This is a genomic window from Streptomyces sp. NPDC046831, from assembly GCF_040645305.1.
Taxonomy (GTDB): Bacteria; Actinomycetota; Actinomycetes; order Streptomycetales; family Streptomycetaceae; genus Streptomyces.
The window spans coordinates 15,057-35,845 of the sequence record NZ_JBEYXZ010000052.1; the positions used below are offsets into that span (position 1 = coordinate 15,057).

Here is a 20,789-nt window from a genome sequence, read left to right on the forward strand (position 1 = left end):
GCGCGGGGCGGCGGGTTAGGATCGGCACTTCGGACTGTCCAAGACTCGCTTGGGCGTACTTGAGTCCTTCGAGGTCTTACATGCTCGACCTGCGGCAACTCCGTTACTTCGTGGCCGTCGCCGAGACCGAACACGTCGGCCAGGCCGCGGAGAGGCTGCACATCTCCCAGTCGCCGCTGAGCCGGCAGATAGCCCAGCTGGAGAAGAACCTCGGCCTGACCCTGTTCGAACGCGGCCAGCAGCGGATCCGGCTCACCCGGGACGGCCAGGTCTTCCTGGCCGAGGCCCGGGCGCTCCTGCGGCACGCGGACCGCCTGGAGAACCTGGGCCGCCGGCTCGGCCGCGGGGAGGAGGGCGGCCTGTGCATCGGCTACGTCGCCGACGCCATGCACACCGGCCTGCTGCCCGGCGCGCTGCGCTCACTGCACGACGAGCGCCCCGGCATCCACGTGGCCCTGTACAACCTGCCGCCCGCCGAGCAGTTCGAAGGCCTGCGGCAGCGCAGCCTCGACATCGCGCTCGTCCCCGAGCCACCGGCCCCGGACGACGGCGACCTGGAGTCCGCGCCGCTGCTCCAGGACCCCCTCCTTCTCGCCCTGCCCGCGCGGCACCCGCTCGCCGACCGGGAGGACCTGACGCCCGCCGACCTCGACGGCCAGCCGTGGATCGCGGTCGAGAACCCGCAGGACGCGGCCTGGCGCGACACGTTCATCGCGTCCTGCACCGCGGCCGGGTTCACACCCGACATCCGCCTCGAGGCCACCGAGCCGCTGACCGCCCTCGGCCTCGTGGCCTCCGGACTCGGACTCGCGCTCGTGCAGAGGAGCATGATCCGCACCACCACGGAGGACGTCGCGGTGCGCGAGCTGTCCTGGCACGACCGGTGCGTGCAGCTCTGGGCGGCGTGGCACCGGGTCGATCTGCGGCCGGTGGTGTCGTCGTTCCGCGGCACCGTCCTGCGGGCGGGCGAGACCCACTGAGGCTCTCCGCACGGGGCTCCAGGACTTGCCGACCGGACGGGGCGCATTAGCGTGACGTTGGTGGGGGGTCGAGGGAGACGCGCATGGCCACGCTGCTCGCGGTCAACATCGGCATGCCCAGGGACGTCGCCTGGAAGGGCCGCACGACGCACACCGGCGTCTGGAAGCGGCCCGCCCAGGGCCCCCGCATGGTCCGCCGCCTCAACATCGACGGGGACGGCCAGGGCGACCTGGCCGGACACGGAGGCCCCCACCGGGCGGTACTGGTGTACCAGCTCGACTCCTACCGGCACTGGCGGCGGTTCCTGGGGCGGGACGACCTCACCCACGGTCACTTCGGCGAGAACTTCACCGTCGACGGGCTGTCCGACGACGAGGTGTGCATCGGCGACCGGTACCGCATCGGTGACGCCGTCTTCGAGGTCACGCAGCCGCGCGTGACCTGCTACCGGGTGGGCCTGCGCCTGGACGAGCCGCGGATGGCCGCCCTGCTCGTCGCCCACGGCCGGCCGGGCTTCTACCTGAGAGTGCTCACCGAGGGGCAGGTCGAGGCCGGGGACGAGATCGTCAGGATCGCGACCGGCCCCGAGGCCATGACCGTCGCCGAGATCGACGCACTGCTCTACAAGCCCGGCCACCCGCGTCCCCAGCTGGAGAGGGCCCTGCGCATCCCCGCGCTGAGCCCCGGCTGGCAGGTCTCGCTGCGGGCCCTGCTGGACGACTACGAGAAGAAGGGCCGGGCCACGGGCAACACCGGGCTGACCGCGGCCGCGAGCAGCGCCCCACCCGCGTGGCCCGGCTTCCGGCCGCTGGAGGTCACCGCCGTCGATTCCGAGAGCAGCGACATCTTCTCCCTCAGCCTGGCGGCGCCCGACGCGAGCCCGCTCCCCGCGGCCCTGCCCGGCCAGTTCGTCACCGTCCGGATGCGCCCGGCCCACGACGCGGCCCCGCTCGTCCGCAGCTACTCCCTGTCCGGAGCACCCGGTGCCGGCCGTTACCGCATCAGCGTGAAGGAGGAACCCCACGGTGCCGGCAGCGGCTACCTCCGCCGGCACGCCGCGGTCGGCGACGTCCTCGACGTGGCGGCACCACGAGGCACCTTCACCCTCCGCGACGGCCGGAACCCCGTCGTCCTGCTGTCCGCCGGCGTCGGAGCCACTCCGGTGCTGGCCATGCTCCACGCACTCGCCGAAACCGGCGACCCGCGCCCCGTCTGGTGGCTGCACGCGGCCCGCGACGGCGCCACGCACCCCTTCGCCCTGGAGGCGCGCACCCTGCTCGACCGCCTCCCGGCCGGCCGCGCTCACATCTTCTACAGCAGGCCGCGCGACAGCGACCTGCCCGGCCGCGACCATCCCCACCCGGGCCGGCTCTCCGCCGCACGGCTCCGGGACCTCCACCTGCCCGTGGACGCCGACGCCTACGTCTGCGGTCCCGTGACGTTCATGGACGACATGACCCGGGCCCTGGCGGACTGCGGTCTGGACCCGGCACGCGTCCACACGGAGACCTTCGGGTCGGTCGCCGCGATCACCCCCGGCGTGGTGCCCACCGGCGTGCGGGCCCCCCACCCCCCGGCCCGGCCCCCGGCGGAGGCCACCGGTCCGAGCGTCTCCTTCGCCCGCAGCAACCTCACCGTCGCCTGGGACCCCGCGTACCCGACGCTCCTGGAACTCGCCGAGGCATGCGACGTCCCCGTCCGGTGGTCGTGCCGCACCGGCGTCTGCCACACCTGCGAGACCGCCCTCCTGGCCGGCCACGTCGACTACTCTCCGGACCCCCTCGACCCTCCGGTCGACGGCAACGCCCTCATCTGCTGCTCGCGGCCCGCCGAGGACCTGACCCTCGACCTGTGACCGCCCGTACCGGGCGGGACCGCGTCGCGTCCACGGCGGACGGCACGGCGAGTCGGGATGCGCTCAGCCGGCTTCCGCCCCGCGTCACGCGGGCTCAGCCGGGCGACCCGCTCGGCGGGCCCCCGCCGGTGCGGGTGATGCGGGTGACGGCCTCCAGGGTCAGGGCGCGGTCGTGGGGTTCCCGGGCCAGTGCGCGGTGCAGCGTCAGCCCCTTGATGAGGGCGTCGAGCTGACGGGCCGTGTCCCGGTCGAAGTCCCGCTCCAGATGAGCGCGGCTGCGGGCCGTCCACTCCTGGGTGAGCTCCCGGTAGGACGGGCGGCGGGCGGCGAGGGTGTAGAGCTCCTGGGTGAGGACGAGGTCCCGCCGGCTTCCCCCGGACAACGTGTGGATCAGGTCGGCCACCGCCGCTCGGGCCTCCTCCCGGTCGGCCGGGCCGGCGAGATGCGCGTCGAACACCGCGACGATGTGGTCGGTGAAGTGGCGGAACGCCTCGCGCAGCAGCTCGTCCATGCCGCTGAAGTGATAGGTCATCGACCCCAGCGGCACGCCGGCCCGCGCGGCTATCTTCCGGTGGGAGACTCCCGCGACGCCTTCGTCCGCGATGAGGTCGAGGGCGGCGGCCACGATGCGTTCGCGGCGTTGCGGGTCGGCGTGTCCGGTGGCCATCGCGTGCTGTGCTCAGAGGGTGCGGACCGGCCGGGCCGGGTTGCCGACCGCGACGACGTCGGCGGGCACGTCCTTGGTGACGACGGCGCCCGCGCCGATGACGGCGTTGTCCCCGATGGTGACACCGGGCATCACGACGGCACCGCCGCCGATCCACACGTTGTCCCCGATGATGATCGGGCGGGCGGCTTCCAGCTTGTCCCGTCGCGGCTGGGGCTCCAGCGGATGGGTGGGGGTGAGCAACTGGACGTTCGGCCCGATCTGGCAGTCCTCGCCGATGACGATCGCCGCGACGTCCAGCGCGGTCAGGTTGTAGTTGACGAAGGTGCGCGCGCCGATGGTGATGTTGCTGCCGTAGTCGACGTACAGCGGCGGCCGTACGTGCGCGTCCTCGCCCAGGGAGCCCAGCAGGTCCGCCAGGAGCGACTCGGCCTCCTCCGCCTGCTCGAGGTAGGCGGCCTGGTAGCGTGCCGCCAGCCGCATCGCCCGCTGCTGGCGCCGGGTGATCTCCGGGTCGTCGGCGATGTAGAGGTCGCCCGCCAGCATGCGTTCCAGGTGGGTGCGGGAGTCCCCCGCGAAGTAGTCCGTCGGCATGCGCCCGAGCGTACGCTCAGCAGCGTACGACTGTACACTCCTGTGCGCGTACGGCCCTGAGGACAAGGCCCCTCCGCGCGCGGCACGCCGCCGCCGGACCGCACCGACCGCCGGCCACACCTGCCGGCCCTGCCCGAAGGGTGAAGCAGCACCGCATGAGTTCCATACCCGCGGCCGGCCGGGACCGGCTGCCCTCGCTGACGGGGTTGCGCTTCTGGGCGGCCGCGCTCGTCGTCCTGTACCACCTCTCCCGTCAGGTGGGTCCCGTCCCGGGGTTCAGCGAGGCGGTCTGGTACGGCCGCAGCGGCGTGACGTTCTTCTTCGTGCTGTCGGGAGTCGTCCTGGCCTGGACGTACGACGGGGCGGGCGTGCCCACCCGGGTCTTCCTGTGGCGGCGCTTCGCCCGCATCTGGCCCCTGCTCGCCGTCAGCACCGCCCTGTCGGTCGCCGTGTGGGCCGCGATGGACCGGCCGGTGTCCGCCGAGGCCGTGGCGGCGACGCTGCTGCTGGTCCATGCCTGGTTCCCCGTGCCGGTCATCTTCAAGGGCGGCAATCCGGCCGCCTGGTCGCTCTGTGACGAGGCCTTCTTCTACGTGGCCTTCCCCGCGCTGCTGGCGCTGCTCGCCGGCCGCCGCACCAGGGTCTGGATCCGGACGGCGGCCGCAGTCGTCTGCGGTGTCCTCGTGCTGTGGCCGGCTCTGTCCGGTCTGCCGCCCACCACACGGAACTGGGCCCTCGACTATCTGCCGCTGACCCGGTTCCTGCACTTCGTGCTGGGCGTCGTGGCCGGCCTCGCCCTCAAGCGCGGCTGGCGGCCTTCCCTGCCTCTGCCGGCGGCCGGCGCCCTGGTCGCCGGCTGGCACCTGATCCTGATCCCATGGTCGAACGCGGTGCCGGACGCCCTGTGGTACAGCCCCTACACCGCCTCGCAGTGGCTCTCGGCGCCGATCTTCGCCGCTCTGATCTGCGCCGCCGCCCGCGCCGACCTGGAGGGCAGGCGCACCCGGCTGGGCGGGGCGCGGATGCTCAGGCTGGGGCACTGGTCGTTCGCCTGGTACCTCACCCACGAGATCCTGCTCCGCGCGGCCCTCTTCCACTGGGGCAAACCCGCCCCGGGCGGTCCGACGGTGCTGTTCTGGGCAGGTGTGCTGACGGTCAGTCTGACCGTCGCGGCCGTGGCCTATCACTGGGTGGAACACCCCGCGGAGCGATGGCTGCGGCGCCGTTTCGTCCGCCCCGCCGCCCCGGCGCGCGTGCCGGCCGCTCTCGGCGAACGCTGAACAGCGCGGGGCCTGGTGCTGCGGTTGCTCGGCTCCCGCCCACGAGCGGAGACGCGTTCGGGCGCGAAAAAAGCGTCCACGACACAACGGTAGGGGACGAATCCCCAGCGGGCGACGCGAGCCGGCTCCGCAGCACGGTGGCGCCACCCACGGCGACGCACAACACCCCGGCATGCAGGGCTTGTCGGTACATAACCGGTCAAACCGGGCGAATGGAATGCCCAGCGGTGGAAACTCCGGCTCTGGACCCCTACAGAACGGAGACCAGGCGATGATCGTCAAGAAGATGCACGAGATGGGTGTCCGCAGCGAGCACGCCTACATGGCGGCGTTCGCCTCCATCGGCTTCACCGTCGCCGCGTGGGTCGGCTCGCTGAAGCTGGAGCCCGGCACCGGGCTCGCCCGCGCCGACCGCTGGGGCCTCTTCGTCGGCGAGTGGGCACCCACCTTCTTCGGCCTCGGCCTGGCGTTGTCCCACTACGAGCAGCAGGACGGCACCCTGGTCCGGGACAACGTCCGCGCACTCCACGAGACCGGCTGAGCCGGCCGGCCGGGCGGTGAACGCCCCGCCTCGCGGCCGAGCGGCGCCTCACGCGCCGAACGCCCCCGCCGCAGGTGCCGCGGGGGCGTTCGCACGAGTGCGTGTCCCGGGTGGGGAACGCCCGGCTCAGGGCGGCGGGTAGGGGGCGTAGCAGTCGAGGGCGGGCTTGTAGAGCACGTGCCACGTGCGCCCCTCGATGACGCCGCTCGGCGGCAGGCCGTGGCAGCCCTGGATCCACTCGATCTTCTCGGTCATGGCCGAGTCGAACACCCCGCTGAGCGGGAGCTTGGGGGGCTCGCCGCCCCACATGTTGCTCAGGCACTGCGCCTGCTCGACCGCCGGGCCGGTCCGGCCCTCGGTGAGGACCGGCTGGAACGCCGGTGAGATGTGGGAGCACGGGGGGGAGGCGGCTGCGGTGGCCTGGGGAACCGCCAGGCCCAGTGAGGCGAGGATGCACGGCACCGCGCCCGAGGTGACCAGTCCGCGCTGTCTCATGCCGCTCCTTTCACCCGGCCGCCCAAGGGGCGGCTCCTGCCGGGGAACGGGTACCCCCATCGTCCCCGTGTCGGGCGGGGCCCGCCAGTTGCACCTCCGGCGGGCACCGATCGGGAGAGTGCGGCTCCGGCGCCGGCGTGCGACCGCGCGATACACGCCGATCTTTTCCGGCGGTTGTTTCACCGAGGCGGCGCCACACCTGTGTCATGAGGCCAACGACGTCAACGGCGTCAGCATGCCGGGCGTCGGTTCCGGCGGCGGCCGGGACGCCGTGCGCCGGCACGGGTGGCCGAATACCCCTTATCGAACAGGCGGTCGGTCGCGGGCCGGGTATGCCTTCCGTGCTGATGGACGCGCGGGCATTGGGGGCGGGTACCGTGGCACGCCTGTCGTGGACCTCCGGCGTGTCCCCCTGGCCGCGCTCGCGAAGACGGCTCGTCGTGCGCCGGCTGCGAGCCGAGGGCCGCTACGGGCCCCGGCTCCGCGACGTCCTGCCCGCCCTGGCGGGGGTGGTGGCGGCAGTGTGCTCGGTGGTCGCCGCACTCGCGGCGGGGTACCGTGCCGCCGGCATCGCCGTCCCCGTCGCCGGCGTCGTCGCCGTCGTCCTCCTCGTCGCGCTGGGGGTCCGGCGCGGTCGGCCGGGCGCCCGGCGCCGCCTCGGCCACTACACCCCGGACGAACTGCGCGAACTGGACACCCAGGGCCTGGCCCTGGCCGTGGCGCGGATGCTGAGGAGGGACGGCTGGCGGGTACGGATGCTGCCGGCGCCCGACCGGCCGCGGCTGTGCGCCCGGGATGCGGGCGGCCGGCTGCTCGACGTGGCCTTCCGGCCCGTGGCCGAGCCGCTGCCCGACGAGGACGCGCCCCATCCCCACGCGCACCCCGACGGCGCGGAGGCGGTGCTCCACCTGGTCGTGCACCGGGGCGTCTTCCGGGCCCGCGACACACGGTGGGCACGGCGGCAGGGCAGGACCTGCCTGCTCGACGGCTCCGCGCTCGAACGCTGGGCCCGGGGCGCGCACCTGAGCGAGCTGCTCCCGTACGGCCGGTGACGCCTCACGCAGCGCACGGCCTGTCACGGGTAGAAGTGCGTGAGCGATTCGGCGACGCAGGCGGGCTTCGCCGACCCTTCGAGCTCGAACGTGAAGGCGCGGTGCATCTGAACGCCGCCGCGCTTGACCTCCTGCACGTCGGTGACGGACGCGTGCAGGCGGACCCGGCTGCCGACGGGCACCGGCGCCGGGAAACGGACCTTGTTGACGCCGTAGTTGAGGGCCATGGTGACGCCCGTGACGTTCAGCAGCTCGGCGAACAGGGGGATGCCCCAGCTGAGGATCATGTAGCCGTGGGCGATGGTCCGGCCGTACGGGCCCTGGGCGGCTCGCCCGGTGTCGGTGTGGATCCACTGGTGGTCGCCGGAGACGTCGGCGAAGGTGTCGATGAGGTGCTGGGTGACCTCCTTCCACGAGGAGTGGCCGAGGTCGCGGCCTGCCAGCCGCGTGATCTCCGGGATGCCGTGGACGGTCAGTGCCATGGGGGTGCGTGCTTCCTCGTGCGGGGCCGCCCCCTTCGGGCGAAGGGGGCGGCGTCGGCGGATGCGGTGGTCGTGGGTCAGGCCGGGACGGCGGCCGCGGTGGAAGCCGGCTGGTCCGCGGCCCGCTCGTCGTGGTTGGGGCGCTTGAGGAGCAGGAGCATGCAGCCGAGCGTCAGGGCGACCTGGAAGACGGCGTATCCGATGACGACGGCGATCGACCCCGTCCGGTTCAGCAGGAACTGGCCGATGATCGGGGTGGTGCCGCCGAGCAGCGTGCCGCACAGCTGATAGCACAGGGAGATGCCCGTGTAGCGCAGGCGGGCGGGGAAACGGCTGGCGAGCATGCCGGCCAGCGCCGCGTAGTACAGGCAGTGGGGGATGGTGGCGACGGCCACCCCGAGCATGGCCAGGGCGTAGTTCTCGGTGCCGATAAGGATGAACATCAGCGGCAGCAGCACCAGTTCGGGAACCAGCATGATCGTCACCGCGCGGGACCAGCTGCGCATCCTCGTGGCGATGACCGCTCCGAAGGGCTGCACGATGACCTGGGTGATGTTCGCGACCAGGATGATCGTCAGGAAGGAGCTGCGGTCGAAGTCCAGGCTGGAGGTCGCCCAGGACAGGGCGAACGTCGACTTGAAGTAGGTGGCCGACAGGCCGATGGTGCACGCGCCGACGCCGAGGGCGATGAGCAGCGGCTGGGTGCGCACCACCTCGGCCACGGGGAGCTTGGCGACCTCCTTGTTCTTGATGAGGTCCGCCATCGCGGGCGACTCGGCCACCTTCATCCGCACGAACAGACCGACGATGACCAGGAGGGCCGAGGCCAGGAAGGGCACGCGCCAGCCCCAGGACTCGAAGGCCTCGTCGGGCAGCTGACTGGTGGCCAGGAAGGCGACGGTGCTCAGGGTGTTGCCCACCGGCGAGCCCTGCTGGGCGAACGCCCCGTACAGCACCGACTTGCCCTTGGGGGCGTGCTCGGAGGCGATCAGCACCGATCCGCCCCACTCGCCGCCCAGGCCGATGCCCTGCACCATGCGGATGCACACGAGCAGCACCGGGGCCGCGATGCCGATCGAGGAGTAGCCGGGGAGCAGACCGATGAGCGTGGTGGAGACGCCCATCATCAGCAGGGTGATGACCAGGGTCTTCTTCCTGCCGAGCCGGTCACCGTAGTGGCCGAAGAGGATGCCGCCGAGGGGACGGGCGAGGAACCCCACCCAGAACGTCGCGAAGGCGACGAGGGTGCCCAGTGCACCGTCGAGCTCGGGGAAGAACACCTTGCCGAACACGAGGGCGGACGCGGTGCCGTAGATGTAGAAGTCGAACCATTCGATGGTGGAGCCGATGAAGGCTCCGATGCCGGCGCGTTGGGCGGTCCTGTTCCGCTCCTTTGCGGCAGACGCGCTCATGGTGGCTCCCAGTCGGTGATCGTGGGGTGGGTGGAGGCACGGGCGTCGGTGAAACAACGTCCGTACCTCCGGGGGACGGTGGTGGTGACCCGGGCCGGGATCGAACGGCTCCGGGACGGCCTGGCACTCGGTGCGGTGCAACGGTGTGCTGCGGGAGTGCGGGACGAAGCGAAAGAACGTGGACGCGAGCGGGAAAAGCGGCAGGAGAGCGGGGGGAACGCCGGGCGAGGACCGGGGGAGAAGCGGCTCCCGCCCGTCCGGCACGAAGGGGCCCCGGCCTGACCCCGGCCGGCGCCGGGGCGGGGTCAGGCGGGGATGCGCTCGAAGACGGCGGCCAGGCCCTGGCCCCCGCCGATGCACATCGTCTCCAGCCCGTAGCGGGCCTGCCGGCGGTGCATCTCCCGGGTCAGGGTCGCCAGGATGCGCGTCCCGGTGGCGCCCACCGGATGCCCCAGCGAGATGCCCGAGCCGTTGACGTTGATCCGCTCGTGGTCCTCCTCGGTCAGCCCGAGCGTCCGCGTGCAGGCCAGCACCTGCGCGGCGAAGGCCTCGTTGAGCTCGATCAGGTCCATGTCGGCCAGGGACAGCCCCGCCCGTTCCAGTGCCGCCCGGGTGGCGGGCACCGGGCCGGTGCCCATGGTCTCGGCCGGCACTCCCGCCCGGGCGCAGGAGACCAGCCGCACCAGCGGCTTCAGGCCGAGGCGCTCGGCCGTGGCGCGGCTGGTCACCAGGCAGGCGGCGGCCGCGTCGTTCTGCCCGCTGGCGTTGCCGGCGGTGACCGTCGCCCCGGGATCGCTCCGCAGCGTGAGGGGCCGCAGCGCCGCCAGTTGCTCCGCCGTCGTCCCGGGGCGGGGGTGCTCGTCCGCGTCCACCACCGTCTCGCCCTTGCGGGTGCGCACGGTGACCGGGACGATCTCCTCCTTGAACAGCCCGTCGGCCATCGCCCGGCCGGCGCGCTGCTGGGACCGCAGGGCCAGGGCGTCCTGGTCCTCGCGGCTGATGGCGAACTCGCGGCGCAGGTTCTCCGCGGTCTCGATCATTCCGCCGGGGACCGGATGGTTCACGCCCCCGGCTGTGGCCCTCCCGCGGGCCAGGGAGTCGTGCAGCTCCAGGCTCGGCGTCCTGATGCCCCAGCGGCCTTCGTGGGTGTAGAAGGGCGCCGCGCTCATGACGTCGACCCCGCCGGCGACGACCACGTCGCTGAAGCCGGACTTGATCTGCATGGCCGCGTCGAGGACGGCCTGCAGGCCGGAGCCGCAGCGCCGGTCGATCTGGACACCGGTCACGGTGTCCGGCAGGCCGGCGTCGAGTGCGGCGACCCGCCCGATCGCGGGCGCCTCGGCGGTGGGGTAGGCGTGCCCGAGGATCACCTCGTCGATCAGCTCGGGGCTGACGCCGGTCCGGGCGACGAGCTCGGAGACGACCAGTGCGGCCAGGGCGGCCGGCCGCTGGGACGACAGGGCGCCACCGAACCGGCCGATCGGCGTGCGCAGCGGTTCGCAGATGACGACGTCGGCGGGCTGATGGGACATGCGCCGTCCTTTCCGGGCCGGAACCCGAGCGAGAAGATGTCCCGCTGACCTTCGCACCACCGACTAAGAAGGTCCAATATCCAATTCGTACTTCATTGAGACGCAGCCGCTCTCAGTGGATTGCGGCCTGCCGCAGCGCCCCGGTTCGCCGCCGGGTCCCCCCGCGCCGTGCCGGCCGGCGCCGCAGCGCGCCGGACTACGGCACCTCCGCCGGAGCCTGGGCGCGCCGTGGCGTCGGGAGCGCCTTCTCGGCCACGGCCAGCACCGACCGCAGTGCGGCGGACGGGTTGTCCCTGCGCCAGGCCAGCGCGGCCCGCAGCCGGACGGGCGGCCCCTCCAGAGGGCGGTAGACCAGGCCGGTCTGCTGGATGTGCTGGCAGGAGGTGAGGGTGAGGGTCACGCCGACTCCGGCGGCCACCAGGGCGAGGATGGTGTGCGAGTCCGGCGCCGCCTGCACCACCCGCGGGGTGAATCCCGCCCGCTCGCAGGCCGCCACGGTGACGTCCCGCAGGGACGACCCGGTGTTGGCCGGGAAGCTGACGAACGGCTCCTCGGCGAGCGCCGCCACCGGAATGCGCTCGCGCTGGGCCAGCTGATGGTCCGACGGCAACGCGCAGACGAGCTTCTCCTCCGCGATCACGTGCGTCGCCACGCCCGGCTGGGTGACCGGCAGCCGTACGAAGCCCAGGTCCAGGGAGCCCTCCGCGACCTGGGCGAGCGCGACGTTGGCGTACGTCTGGCCGGCCAGGACCAGCTCGATGCCCGGATGCGCGGCGCGCACCGCCCGGGTCAGCAACGGCAGGGTCTCGTGGCTGGAGGCGCCGGCGAAACCGACCGTGACCCGCCCGAACTCGCCGCGCCCCGCCGCCCTGGCCGCCCGCGTCGCGGTGTCGAGGTCCGCCAGCACGGTACGGGCCGGTTCCAGGAAGGACTGGCCGGCGTTGGTGAGCCGTACCGAGCGGGTGTTGCGCTCGAACAGCTGGACCCCCAGCTCCTTCTCCAGCTGGCGGATCTGCTGGCTCAGCGGCGGCTGGGCCATCTGCAGCCGCTTGGCGGCGCGGCCGAAGTGCAGTTCCTCGGCCACCGCGAGGAAGGCGGTCACATGGCGCAGTTCCACGACGCTTCCGCTCCAGTCCCTTGATTGATCTCTCCGGCGTCTTGGTGCGACCTTAATTCGGTATTGGACAGCAATCAATCCCGCTGGGACCGTGTGAAAACCCGTCCACCCATGCCGAGGAGCACGACGATGCGACCGGACGATCCGGCAGCCCCGATCGAGGCGCCCGCTTCCGCCGCCCCCCGCCCGCCGCAGGACAAGACCATGTCGATGCGGGAGGCGATCGCCGCCTACGTCCACGACGGCGACACCGTCTCGCTCGAGGGCTTCACCCACCTGATCCCGACCGCTGCCGGGCACGAGATCATCCGCCAGGGCCGCAGGAACCTCACCGTCGTCCGGATGACCGCGGACATCGTGGTGGACCAGATGCTGGCCGGCGGCTGCGTGTCCAAGCTCGTCTCCTCCTTCGTGGGCAACTCCTCCGCCGGTTCGCTCGGCGAGCTCCGCCGCCGGATCGAGCACAAGGTGCCCGAACCGCTGGAGTTCGAGGAGTACAGCCACTACGGCATGGTGTGCCGCTACCTCGCCGGCGCCCAGCGGCTGCCCTTCTACCCGCTGCGGTCCTATGCCGGCAGCGGCCTGACGTCCGTCAACGACGGCATCCGGAAGGTCGTGTCGCCCTACCCCGCCCCCGACGGCGGGGAGGAACACGTCTACGTCGTGCCCCCGGTCAACCCGGACGTGACGATCGTCCACGCACAGCGCGCCGACCGGGCCGGCAACACCCAGATCTGGGGCCTCACCGGCATCCAGGCCGAGGCCGTCTTCGCCGCCGAGCGAGCCGTCGTCGTGGTGGAGGAGATCGTCGACGACGAGGTCGTCCGCTCCGACCCGAACCGCACGGTCATCCCCGCGCACGCCGTGGACGCCGTCGTCGTGTGCCCCCGCGGCGCCCACCCCTCCTTCGCCCAGGGCTACTACGACCGGGACAACGCCTTCTACCGGGCCTGGTCCCACATCAGCAAGGATTCCGCCCGCCTGCGGGGGTGGCTGGCGGAATGGGTGTACGGCACCCGCGACCACGAGGAGTACGTCGCCAGGCTCGGCGAGGCGTTCTGGGCGGACCTGGCCGTCGGCGACGCCTGGAGCCTGCCCGTCAACTACGGGCGGCGGCTGTGACCGCGGCGCACGACGCACCGGACGAACCGAACCGGGTACCGGATCCGCGCGCAAGCGGCCCGGGGCCCGACCGCACCGAACGGAACGAACGAGAGAGGGACATGAACGCCGCCTCAGCGACCTGCGAAGCCGCGACGTCCTCGGAGCTGCTGTCCGTGGTCGCCTCGCGCGAACTGGCCGGCAAGCGCACCGTCTTCGCCGGCATCGGGCTGCCGACGCTCGCGACCTCGCTGGCGCAGCTGACCGTCGCGCCCGGGATCGAGATCGTCTACGAGTCCGGGGTGTGCGGAGCCCACCCGTCGCACCTGCCCGAGACCATCGCCGACGCGGTGCTCATCACCGGCGCCGAGGCGGTGCTCACCATGCCCGCCCTCTTCGGCTACGTCCTCCAGGGCGGGCACATCGACGTCGGCTTCCTCGGAGCCGCGCAGATCGACCGGTGGGGCAACCTCAACTCCTCCGTCATCGGCGACTGGCACGCCCCCGCCGTACGGCTACCCGGACCCGGCGGCGCCATGGAGGTGATGGCCAACGCGCGGGAGGTCTTCGTGGTGATGCGCCGTCACACCCCCCGGTCCTTCACCGCCCGATTGGACTTCTGCACCTCGCCCGGCCCTGACCGCGCGCTGGCGGAGGGAATCCGCCCACTCGGCGCCGGCGTCACCAGGGTCATCACCGACCTGGGCATCCTGGCCCGCTCCGGCGCCGGCGAGGAACTGCGCCTGGTCGCCACCCACCCCGGCGTCACCGTCGACCAGGTGCGCCGGGCCACGGGCTGGGACCTCCAGGTCGCCGACACCCTCACCACCATCGACCCGCCGACCGCGTCCGAACTGCGCCTGCTGCGCGAGGACGTCGACCCCGGCCGCGTCTACCTGCGCTGAGAGGAACGAGGAGCAACATGCGCATCAGGATCGTCGGCGCGGGCGTCATGGGCCGGGGCATCGCCCAGTGGGCGGCGGCAGCCGGTCACACCGTCGAGCTCTGCGACGCCCGGAAGGAAGCGGTGGCCGAGGCCGTCGACTTCGTCCGGCGCATGCTCGAGCGGGCCGCGCAGAAGGGGCGGACGACGCCCGAGGCCGCCGCCTCCGCCGTGGCGCGGCTGATCCCCCTGGACGACCCCGCCGCGCCGGGGGAGGAGGTGCAGCTGGTCGTCGAGGCGGTGCGCGAGGACCTGGCCACCAAGACGGAGCTGTTCCGGCGGCTGGAGGACGCCCTGCCCGCCGGGACGGTGTTCGCGACCAACACCTCCTCGCTGCCGGTCACGCAGATCGCCGCGGGCCTGTCCGACCCGTCACGGCTGGCGGGGCTGCACTTCTTCAACCCGGTGCCGCTGATGAGGGTCGTCGAGGTCGTCCCGGGAGAGCTGACCCGGCCGGACATCCCGCCGGCCCTCGTGGAACTGGTCCAGGGCACCGGGCACACGGCCGTCGTCGTGGCCGACACTCCCGGGTTCCTCATCAACCACGCCGGCCGCGGCCTGGTCACCGAGGCCCTCGCCCTGCTCGAGGAGTCCGTGGCCGACGCGGCCGGGATCGACCGCATCGCCCGCGACGTGCTCGGCCTGCGTATGGGCCCCTTCGAGCTGATGGACCTCACCGGCCTGGACGTCACGGCCGCCGTCATCGACTCCATCTGGCAGGGCTTCCGTCACGCCGACCGGCTCCGGCCGTCCTTCCTCACGCCCAACCGCGTGGTCGCCGGGCTGCACGGCCGCAAGACGGCACGCGGGTTCTACGACTACGGCCCCGACGCCCCGGCTCCCGCCGCCACGGCCGAGCAGCCGGTCACCGGGGACGCCGGCCGCCCGGTCCTGGTGCACGGCCGGGGAGCGCACGCCGACGCGCTGCGGCAGGCCCTGGCCCGCTCGGGGGCGTCCCTGGAGACGGGGCCCGAGCCCTCGGACGGCACGGTGGTGCTGGTCCCCACCTGGGGCACGACCGTGGCCTCCGCGGTCGCCGGGGACGGCCTGCCGCCCGCGCGGACCCTGGGCGTGGACCCTCTCTCCCTCACCACCGGCCGCCGCGTCCTGGCCGTCACGCCGGCGTCGGACCCGGCCGCCGCACGCGACGCGCGGGCCGTCCTCGCCCGAGCCGAGGACTCGGACGAACCCCTGCGCGTCTCGGTCGTCCGCGACACGGCGGGTTCGGTGGCCCAGCGCCTGCTCGCCTCGATCGTCGCCGTGGCGGCGTCGATCGCCGAGCGGTCCATCGCCGCCCCCGACGCGATCGACACCGCGGTCACGGCCGGGCTGGGCTATCCCTTCGGGCCCCTGGCCTGGGGCGACCGGATCGGCGGGCCGCAGCTGCTCACCCTGCAGAGGGAGCTGTACCGCACCACCGGCGACCCCCGGTACCGGCCGGCCCGCTGGATCACCGAGCGCGCACAGCTCGGCCTCCCGCTGACCGAGGCCGGCACCGCGCCCGCCGACTGCCTCGGCTGAGGACCGGTTTCTGTGACGCCCCGGCCCGGGACACGGAGCGGTGTCCGGGGCCGGCGACGCGCTTCTGCGATCGGCCGTCGCGACCGACGCCGACGTACTGCTCGTGCCGGCCGAGGAGGACGACCCCGAGCTGCCCGCGGGTGGCCTCGGGCGCACTGCTGCGCTGGACGTACGAGCCGGACGCGGTCTGGGAGCCGTCCGGCGCCGGGATCACCCTCGCCGGGTGCCGCGCCGCCGGTGCACGAGGCGAGGAGGCCTGCGGCGACCCGGCGCAGTGCCCCGGCTGGTGGGGGCGGCTCCGGCATTCCCGCCGCCCCTGGTGTCGTGCGGGTGATTCGGGTAACCCGCCCCCTCCGGGCGGTGGGAGCCGTGAGCCGCCAACGGAGAAAGGAGCCGGAACTCCATGGAACGTGGCAGCAATCCGGTGAGTCGCCGCAAGGACGACGAGATGAAGCACGAGCTGCAGGGATACCTCAGGTCCGGGCAGCACACACACGCCGAGGACGCCGTCGATCCGGAACCCGAGGCCGACGACGACATCCGCCCGGCCCCGAGCGGCCCCGTGCCGCCGCCCGGCCCGGAACGCGAGCAGGCCGAGCGGGAGGCGGCGGCGCACGAACTGCACCTGGAGATGGCCCGCCATCTGGACCGCACCGTCTTCCCCGCCGACCGGGACACCCTCGTGCGCGCCCTGCGGGACCGGCAGGCGCCGGACGCGCTGGTGGAGGCGGCGGAGGCGCTCCCGGAGAAGGGCATGTACCACAACGCGCACGAGATCGTCGTCGCGCTGCGGGACCGGTCCGCCTTGTGAACCGGCCCGGACGGGGCGTGCCGCCGGGACCCGTCGCGGATCGATCGCGGTGACGGCGGCACACCCCGTCCGGGCCGCCCGACGGGAGGGGAGCCCGCAGTCTCCGGCCGGCGCGCCACCGCCGGCGCGGGCGGCGGCCGCGATCCCCGCGGGACGTGTGAGGCGGCGGCCGTCGGGCACCCGTCGGGCGCACGGGCCACGCCGCCGCACGGACGCGGGCCGACCGCCCCGGGGACGCCCGGAAGGCCCGGCGAGTGAGGCCCACCAAGAGCCGCACCCCCGCCCATGACCGCGGCGGGGCCGCGCGGGCGCCCGATGCCGGATCGAGCGCCGTCCGGTCTGCGCCACCCGTACCAAGAAATCCACCAGCCGACCCAGTGCGCCGACGACGGAGCGCGGCGGTGTCGGACGGCTCCGGGAGAGGGACTCCGCTCCCCGCCCCGGAGGGCGCCCGTGCCTCGCGGCGCGTCGCCGGCGCGGAAAGGACGTCCTCATGTCCGAGGAGAAGACGGAGCCACAGGTGCCAGGGCACGACACACTCCCGCTGCCGGACTACGACCATCTTCCGCTGGGCAGCCTCCAGCACCGCATCCGCACGCTCGACGAGGCCGGTCTGCGCGAGGTGCTCGCCTACGAGGAGGCGCACGGCAACCGGCGTCCCGTCGTGGAAGTGCTGCATGCCAGGCTCCAGGAGCTGCGCGAGGGTGCCCAGCCCTCGGAAGGCTCGCCTCTCGCGCCGGCTCCCGAGCGGCCGCCCGAGGCCGACACCGGATCCCAGGTGTCACCCGCCACGTCGGGTCCGCCGATAAACCCGCCGTCCCACGGCACGCCCGAGAACCCGGCCCAGCAACCGCGATGACGAGGACGATCCCCGGGACACCGGGCCCGTCGAACGGCAGTCCGACGGGCCGGCGCGCGCACAGGGCCCGGCGGTGAGCGTCGTCCGGCGCCGCCCGAAGCGTGCCACGAGCCGGTGCGCCACGCGTAGCCCACGAGCCCACCGACGCAGGGTGCCGCGAAGACCAGGCCGTACGGCCAGGGCGCGCGAACCCCAGACCGCCCAGCAGGAGTACGGCTGGCAGCGGCTCGGTCGCCATGATCAGGCCGTTGACCGCGATCGCGTTGAAGAACAGCGGGCGCAGTGCCCAGCGCCGACAGCAGATGGCTGACCGCGTCGGCGACCACGGTCGCCACCGGTCCGGACATCCCGATGGCGGCACCGCCGAGCGTCGGTCCGACCATGGTCGCGGGTCCACGTCGTGGACTCGAACCGGCCGGTCGCGACGAGCAGGTCCGCCCGGGGCGCACGAGCGGCTTCGGATACGCGCCGGCGACGGCGTTGAAGGCGATGTCGGCCGCCGCGACGACGACGGAGACGGCGAGGAGCTGGGCGAAGCCGAGCCGGCCGCGGTGGTGTGGCACCGCGACAACCCGCACCCGGCGCTCGCCGCGCTGCGCGACCACTTCCACTCCGAGTCCCTCGGCCACTCCGCCGCGGGGACATGGATCCGGGCGTGGGCGCGGCAGCCGGACCGCCGTGACGTTCCCGCGCCCACGACATGTGGGGAGGACAGGACGTGCAACCCGCCGGCTGCGCACCGGACCACACGGTGCGGGGGTGTGCGCGCCTCCCGTCGGCACCACCAGTGACATGGCTCTGGCCGTCCCTCACCCGTGGTGAGGAACGGCCAGGAAAGCCGGCCTGGGGCAGGCCGGCGGCTACTTGGCGTCGTACGGCTCGCGGCTGCCGGACTTGGCCAGTCCACGGCTGATCATGTAGCCGACGGTCAGCACCACCACGTACAGCCAGGCCCGGTCGGCCCGGAAGTAGTCGCCGTGCCCGTCCTCGGTGCCGACGACCGCAGAGGCGATCAGCACCGCGACCACCGCCGCCACGTAGGCGAAGAACTCACTGGTCTTGAAGGAGGCCTTCGTCTCCGTCGTCAGCCGGCCCGTCCGGCCCTCCGCCGCCGAGCGGTCCGCCGGATAACCCGCACCCGTCACGCCGGGGTTCACAGTGCTCATCAACAACGCTCCTTCACCGGACGCGAGGGCCTCGTCGCCCTCGCGAGTCGTGCGGCACCGTCATGATCAACGCTGCCACTCAGCGGATAACCTGTCATGCCTGCAACAAACCTGGGGGAAACCGGGTGCGCGAGAGGCGGGCCCGGCGCTGCCCACGGAGTGCCGGTGGGCCGCTGCGGGTCGGCCCGGTTCGGGGACCCCGCCCGGTTCGGCTGCGTCCGCTCCCGTCGAGTGAGAGTCCGGCACGCCGCCGGTGGGCACACTCGCGTCCTCTGCCCCGGCTGCCCCCGATCGCCCGGCCACGACCATGCCCGCACGCCACGCGCCGGCCGGCGCCCCGCCGGCACCCCGGCCGCGCGTCCGCCGCCCCACCGGCAGCCGGCCTCGTCGCGGCATCCGCCGCCCTCGTCCCGGCCGGCAGGCGGTCCCGGGCCCCGCGGGACACGAAGGCGGGCGTTGCGAACGTCCCCCTGCGGCTGAATCGCCTGAGGCGGGGGAGATGGTTAGCCGGGGCCCGCGACCGGCGGGGACCCCGGCGGCAGGCCCGCCGCCCCACCGGCCACGGGAGACGCAGACCATGGGGACGGTCGTACACGTCCCGCAGACGCGGGACATGATCGGGGACGAGCTCTCCGGCGACGAAGCCTTCACCGCGCTACGGCGCTACGGCGGTGTCCGGCTGCTCGCCGACGCGTTCTCCAGGTTCCGCTACGCGGACGGCTTCACCAACGCACGCGCCCTCGGTTTCCAGATCGTCCTGGGCTTGGTTCCGTTCACCATCGCCCTCGTCGGCGTCGCCACGGCCGCGCACACCGAGAGCGTGGGACGCATCGTCGAGCTGGCCCTGGGCAGGATCGTGCCGGGCGCCAGCTCGGACGTGGTAGAGGACGCCCTGCGCGGCACACGGCGCACCGCCCACTCCGACGTCTGGAGCACCGTCGCGCTGTGGCTGGGTCTGGCCTTCTCCGTCGTCAACCTCGCCTCGGCCATGGCACAGGTCGAACGCGGCGCCAACCGCATCTACGGCATCGAGCGCGACCGGCCCTTCCTGCGCAAGTACGGACGGGCCCTGCTGCTCGCGTTCGCCGCGGGCGTCCCCATGGTCCTGGGCTTCCTCGTGGCGGTGGCGGGCCAGGCCCTCGGCGCCTCGACCGCCGAGGCGTTCGGCTGGTCCGGCGTCCCGGGGTGGTGGGGCGCCCTGGAGATACCCGTGGGCACGGCCCTCGCCTGGGTGGCCTCCGCCGTCGTCCTGCGCTGGTCGCCGCGCCGGGACCAGCCCGGTTACACCTGGCTGGCGTTCGGCTCCGCCGTGCACCTGGTGCTGTGGGTCGCCGCCACCTGGCTGCTGACGCTGTACGTCGCCAAGAGCGGCTCCTTCGGCGCCGTGTACGGGCCCCTCACCGCCTTCGTGGCCCTGCTGCTGTGGGCCAACCTCACGGGTGTCGCGCTCTTCCTGGGCATTGCGTTCGCCGCGCAACTGGAGGCGGCCCGGGCCGGCCTGCACTCCGCCGTACGCCCGGACCCGGGCCCCGGGCCCTGACGCCGGGTCCCGGGGCACCGTCCCGCGCGGGGCCTTCGGCGTGCGCGGCGGCTGTGGCGGCCGTCAGGAGGTGGCGGGGGTGTCGCCGTCGGCGGCGGTGAGGTCGTCGTAGACGAGGAGGCCGTCCTCGCGCAGCCGCACGCCGGGCGTCGGCAGGTGGGGGCGGCACCGTCCGTCGTGCATCAGGTGCTGGACCGGTACCCCGCGGGCGAGGACGGCGAAGTCGGCGATCAGACGGCGGTGACAGCGCCACCAGACCGCTTCGCTGCACATCACGGCCGTACGGGCCGCGGCCGCCTCGGGCAGCAGGCGTTCCATGGCGGCGACGAAGCCGGGCGTCCTGGTGTGTGCGGCGTAGCCGCGGAAGGACGCGTTGCGCCAGACGACGTCGGGGCTGTCCGGAGACGCCCTGCGGAACCCGCCCAGGTCGGGTTCCCAGCGGTAGGCGAGCCCCCGCGCGGGCATCCACGCCTCCAGCCGCTGCCTGGCCAGGTGCGGATTGCGGCGGCTGCCCGGTGCGGTGCGCACGTCGACGACCGCGGTGACGCCGGCGCCCCGGAGCAGTTCGACGATCCGGTCCTGGTCGGCGATGCCGTGCCCGAAGGTGACCAGCGGCGCTTCCGCGAGCGCACCGGGCGTCCGCCCCCGCGCGGAAGGGTCCACCGGAGCATTCACGTCTGCCTCCCGAAACGCGCCGTCCCCGTCGGTGTGACCGGGCGCGCTGCCCGGCGGCCGTGCCGGCCGGGCATAAGGGTGCCGTTCATGGCTGCTGTGCTCACCTTGCAGTGTCGCGGCCGTTGGTACCCCGTTAGTGCCTTGTTGAGTCCCTTCATGTCTGCG

20 protein-coding genes and 1 pseudogene are annotated in these 20,789 nt (G+C 73.5%); 11 read left to right on the forward strand and 10 right to left on the reverse strand.

Going from position 1 to position 20,789, the window contains the following annotated elements; translation table 11 throughout:
* Positions 1 to 80 precede the first annotated feature (80 nt).
* Positions 81 to 980 carry a LysR substrate-binding domain-containing protein gene (locus ABZ920_RS28975; RefSeq protein ID WP_361511277.1) on the forward strand — a complete coding sequence of 300 codons (900 nt, stop codon included), beginning with the start codon at positions 81 to 83 and terminating at the stop codon, positions 978 to 980.
* 83 nt (positions 981 to 1,063) lie between these two features.
* Positions 1,064 to 2,836 (forward strand): MOSC and FAD-binding oxidoreductase domain-containing protein, encoded by a 1,773-nt coding sequence (locus tag ABZ920_RS28980; protein WP_361511280.1) that lies wholly within the window; start codon positions 1,064 to 1,066, stop codon positions 2,834 to 2,836.
* A 94-nt stretch (positions 2,837 to 2,930) separates the two neighbouring features.
* On the opposite strand, the gene ABZ920_RS28985 is transcribed toward ABZ920_RS28980, so the two are convergent.
* Both ABZ920_RS28985 and ABZ920_RS28990 read right to left on the reverse strand, forming a co-directional pair.
* Positions 2,931 to 3,503 carry a TetR family transcriptional regulator gene (locus ABZ920_RS28985; RefSeq protein ID WP_361511283.1) on the reverse strand — a complete coding sequence of 191 codons (573 nt, stop codon included), beginning with the start codon at positions 3,501 to 3,503 and terminating at the stop codon, positions 2,931 to 2,933.
* Between the two features lie 12 nt (positions 3,504 to 3,515).
* Complete coding sequence (locus ABZ920_RS28990; protein ID WP_361511286.1) at positions 3,516 to 4,097, reverse strand: sugar O-acetyltransferase; 582 nt, start codon at positions 4,095 to 4,097, stop codon at positions 3,516 to 3,518.
* A 155-nt stretch (positions 4,098 to 4,252) separates the two neighbouring features.
* On the opposite strand from ABZ920_RS28990, the gene ABZ920_RS28995 reads away from it, so the two are divergent.
* Both ABZ920_RS28995 and ABZ920_RS29000 read left to right on the forward strand, forming a co-directional pair.
* Positions 4,253 to 5,377, forward strand: coding sequence for an acyltransferase (locus tag ABZ920_RS28995; protein ID WP_361511289.1), 1,125 nt, complete (start codon positions 4,253 to 4,255; stop codon positions 5,375 to 5,377).
* A gap of 271 nt (positions 5,378 to 5,648) precedes the next feature.
* Positions 5,649 to 5,918 carry a hypothetical protein gene (locus ABZ920_RS29000; protein ID WP_361511292.1) on the forward strand — a complete coding sequence of 90 codons (270 nt, stop codon included), beginning with the start codon at positions 5,649 to 5,651 and terminating at the stop codon, positions 5,916 to 5,918.
* A 126-nt stretch (positions 5,919 to 6,044) separates the two neighbouring features.
* Here ABZ920_RS29000 and ABZ920_RS29005 read toward each other — a convergent pair whose 3' ends face one another.
* Positions 6,045 to 6,413 (reverse strand): peptidoglycan-binding protein, encoded by a 369-nt coding sequence (locus ABZ920_RS29005; RefSeq protein ID WP_361511295.1) that lies wholly within the window; start codon positions 6,411 to 6,413, stop codon positions 6,045 to 6,047.
* A 440-nt stretch (positions 6,414 to 6,853) separates the two neighbouring features.
* On the opposite strand from ABZ920_RS29005, the gene ABZ920_RS29010 reads away from it, so the two are divergent.
* Positions 6,854 to 7,465: a hypothetical protein gene (locus ABZ920_RS29010; RefSeq protein WP_361511298.1), complete on the forward strand. Its 612-nt coding sequence runs from the start codon at positions 6,854 to 6,856 to the stop codon at positions 7,463 to 7,465.
* 23 nt (positions 7,466 to 7,488) lie between these two features.
* Here the strand turns inward: ABZ920_RS29010 and ABZ920_RS29015 are convergent, their stop codons facing one another.
* From ABZ920_RS29015 to ABZ920_RS29030, 4 genes are all read right to left on the reverse strand, one after another.
* Positions 7,489 to 7,947 carry a MaoC family dehydratase gene (locus ABZ920_RS29015; protein WP_361511301.1) on the reverse strand — a complete coding sequence of 153 codons (459 nt, stop codon included), beginning with the start codon at positions 7,945 to 7,947 and terminating at the stop codon, positions 7,489 to 7,491.
* 77 nt (positions 7,948 to 8,024) lie between these two features.
* Positions 8,025 to 9,359 (reverse strand): MFS transporter, encoded by a 1,335-nt coding sequence (locus tag ABZ920_RS29020; protein WP_361511304.1) that lies wholly within the window; start codon positions 9,357 to 9,359, stop codon positions 8,025 to 8,027.
* A gap of 305 nt (positions 9,360 to 9,664) precedes the next feature.
* Positions 9,665 to 10,891: an acetyl-CoA C-acetyltransferase gene (locus tag ABZ920_RS29025; protein ID WP_361511307.1), complete on the reverse strand. Its 1,227-nt coding sequence runs from the start codon at positions 10,889 to 10,891 to the stop codon at positions 9,665 to 9,667.
* Between the two features lie 196 nt (positions 10,892 to 11,087).
* Positions 11,088 to 12,008, reverse strand: a complete 921-nt coding sequence (locus ABZ920_RS29030) for a LysR family transcriptional regulator (protein ID WP_361511310.1) — start codon at positions 12,006 to 12,008, stop codon at positions 11,088 to 11,090.
* 204 nt (positions 12,009 to 12,212) lie between these two features.
* On the opposite strand from ABZ920_RS29030, the gene ABZ920_RS29035 reads away from it, so the two are divergent.
* The 5 genes from ABZ920_RS29035 to ABZ920_RS29055 all read left to right on the forward strand — a co-directional run bounded on the left by ABZ920_RS29035 (position 12,213) and on the right by ABZ920_RS29055 (position 17,243).
* Positions 12,213 to 13,130 (forward strand): CoA-transferase, encoded by a 918-nt coding sequence (locus ABZ920_RS29035; protein ID WP_361511330.1) that lies wholly within the window; start codon positions 12,213 to 12,215, stop codon positions 13,128 to 13,130.
* A 101-nt stretch (positions 13,131 to 13,231) separates the two neighbouring features.
* Positions 13,232 to 14,014 carry a CoA-transferase gene (locus ABZ920_RS29040; RefSeq protein WP_361511313.1) on the forward strand — a complete coding sequence of 261 codons (783 nt, stop codon included), beginning with the start codon at positions 13,232 to 13,234 and terminating at the stop codon, positions 14,012 to 14,014.
* A gap of 17 nt (positions 14,015 to 14,031) precedes the next feature.
* Complete coding sequence (locus tag ABZ920_RS29045) at positions 14,032 to 15,573, forward strand: 3-hydroxyacyl-CoA dehydrogenase (RefSeq protein ID WP_361511316.1); 1,542 nt, start codon at positions 14,032 to 14,034, stop codon at positions 15,571 to 15,573.
* A 403-nt stretch (positions 15,574 to 15,976) separates the two neighbouring features.
* Positions 15,977 to 16,384 carry a DUF2795 domain-containing protein gene (locus tag ABZ920_RS29050; RefSeq protein ID WP_361511319.1) on the forward strand — a complete coding sequence of 136 codons (408 nt, stop codon included), beginning with the start codon at positions 15,977 to 15,979 and terminating at the stop codon, positions 16,382 to 16,384.
* 493 nt (positions 16,385 to 16,877) lie between these two features.
* The gene (locus ABZ920_RS29055) at positions 16,878 to 17,243 is read left to right on the forward strand and encodes a hypothetical protein (protein WP_361511322.1); all 366 of its coding nucleotides are present in this window, start codon (positions 16,878 to 16,880) and stop codon (positions 17,241 to 17,243) included.
* Here the strand turns inward: ABZ920_RS29055 and ABZ920_RS29060 are convergent.
* Together ABZ920_RS29060 and ABZ920_RS29065 are read right to left on the reverse strand one after the other, a co-directional pair.
* Positions 17,233 to 17,791: pseudogene (locus ABZ920_RS29060) on the reverse strand (MFS transporter); the annotation flags it as partial. The gene ABZ920_RS29055 and the pseudogene ABZ920_RS29060 sit on opposite strands and share 11 nt — an antisense overlap.
* Positions 17,792 to 18,103: 312 nt before the next feature.
* Positions 18,104 to 18,409, reverse strand: a complete 306-nt coding sequence (locus ABZ920_RS29065; RefSeq protein ID WP_361511324.1) for a hypothetical protein — start codon at positions 18,407 to 18,409, stop codon at positions 18,104 to 18,106.
* Between the two features lie 577 nt (positions 18,410 to 18,986).
* On the opposite strand from ABZ920_RS29065, the gene ABZ920_RS29070 reads away from it, so the two are divergent.
* A complete protein-coding gene (locus ABZ920_RS29070; RefSeq protein ID WP_361511327.1) occupies positions 18,987 to 19,949 on the forward strand; it encodes a YihY/virulence factor BrkB family protein in 963 nt (320 codons plus the stop codon).
* A 63-nt stretch (positions 19,950 to 20,012) separates the two neighbouring features.
* Here ABZ920_RS29070 and ABZ920_RS29075 read toward each other — a convergent pair whose 3' ends face one another.
* Positions 20,013 to 20,612: a DUF488 domain-containing protein gene (locus ABZ920_RS29075; protein ID WP_361511333.1), complete on the reverse strand. Its 600-nt coding sequence runs from the start codon at positions 20,610 to 20,612 to the stop codon at positions 20,013 to 20,015.
* Between the last annotated feature and the right edge of the window lie 177 nt (positions 20,613 to 20,789).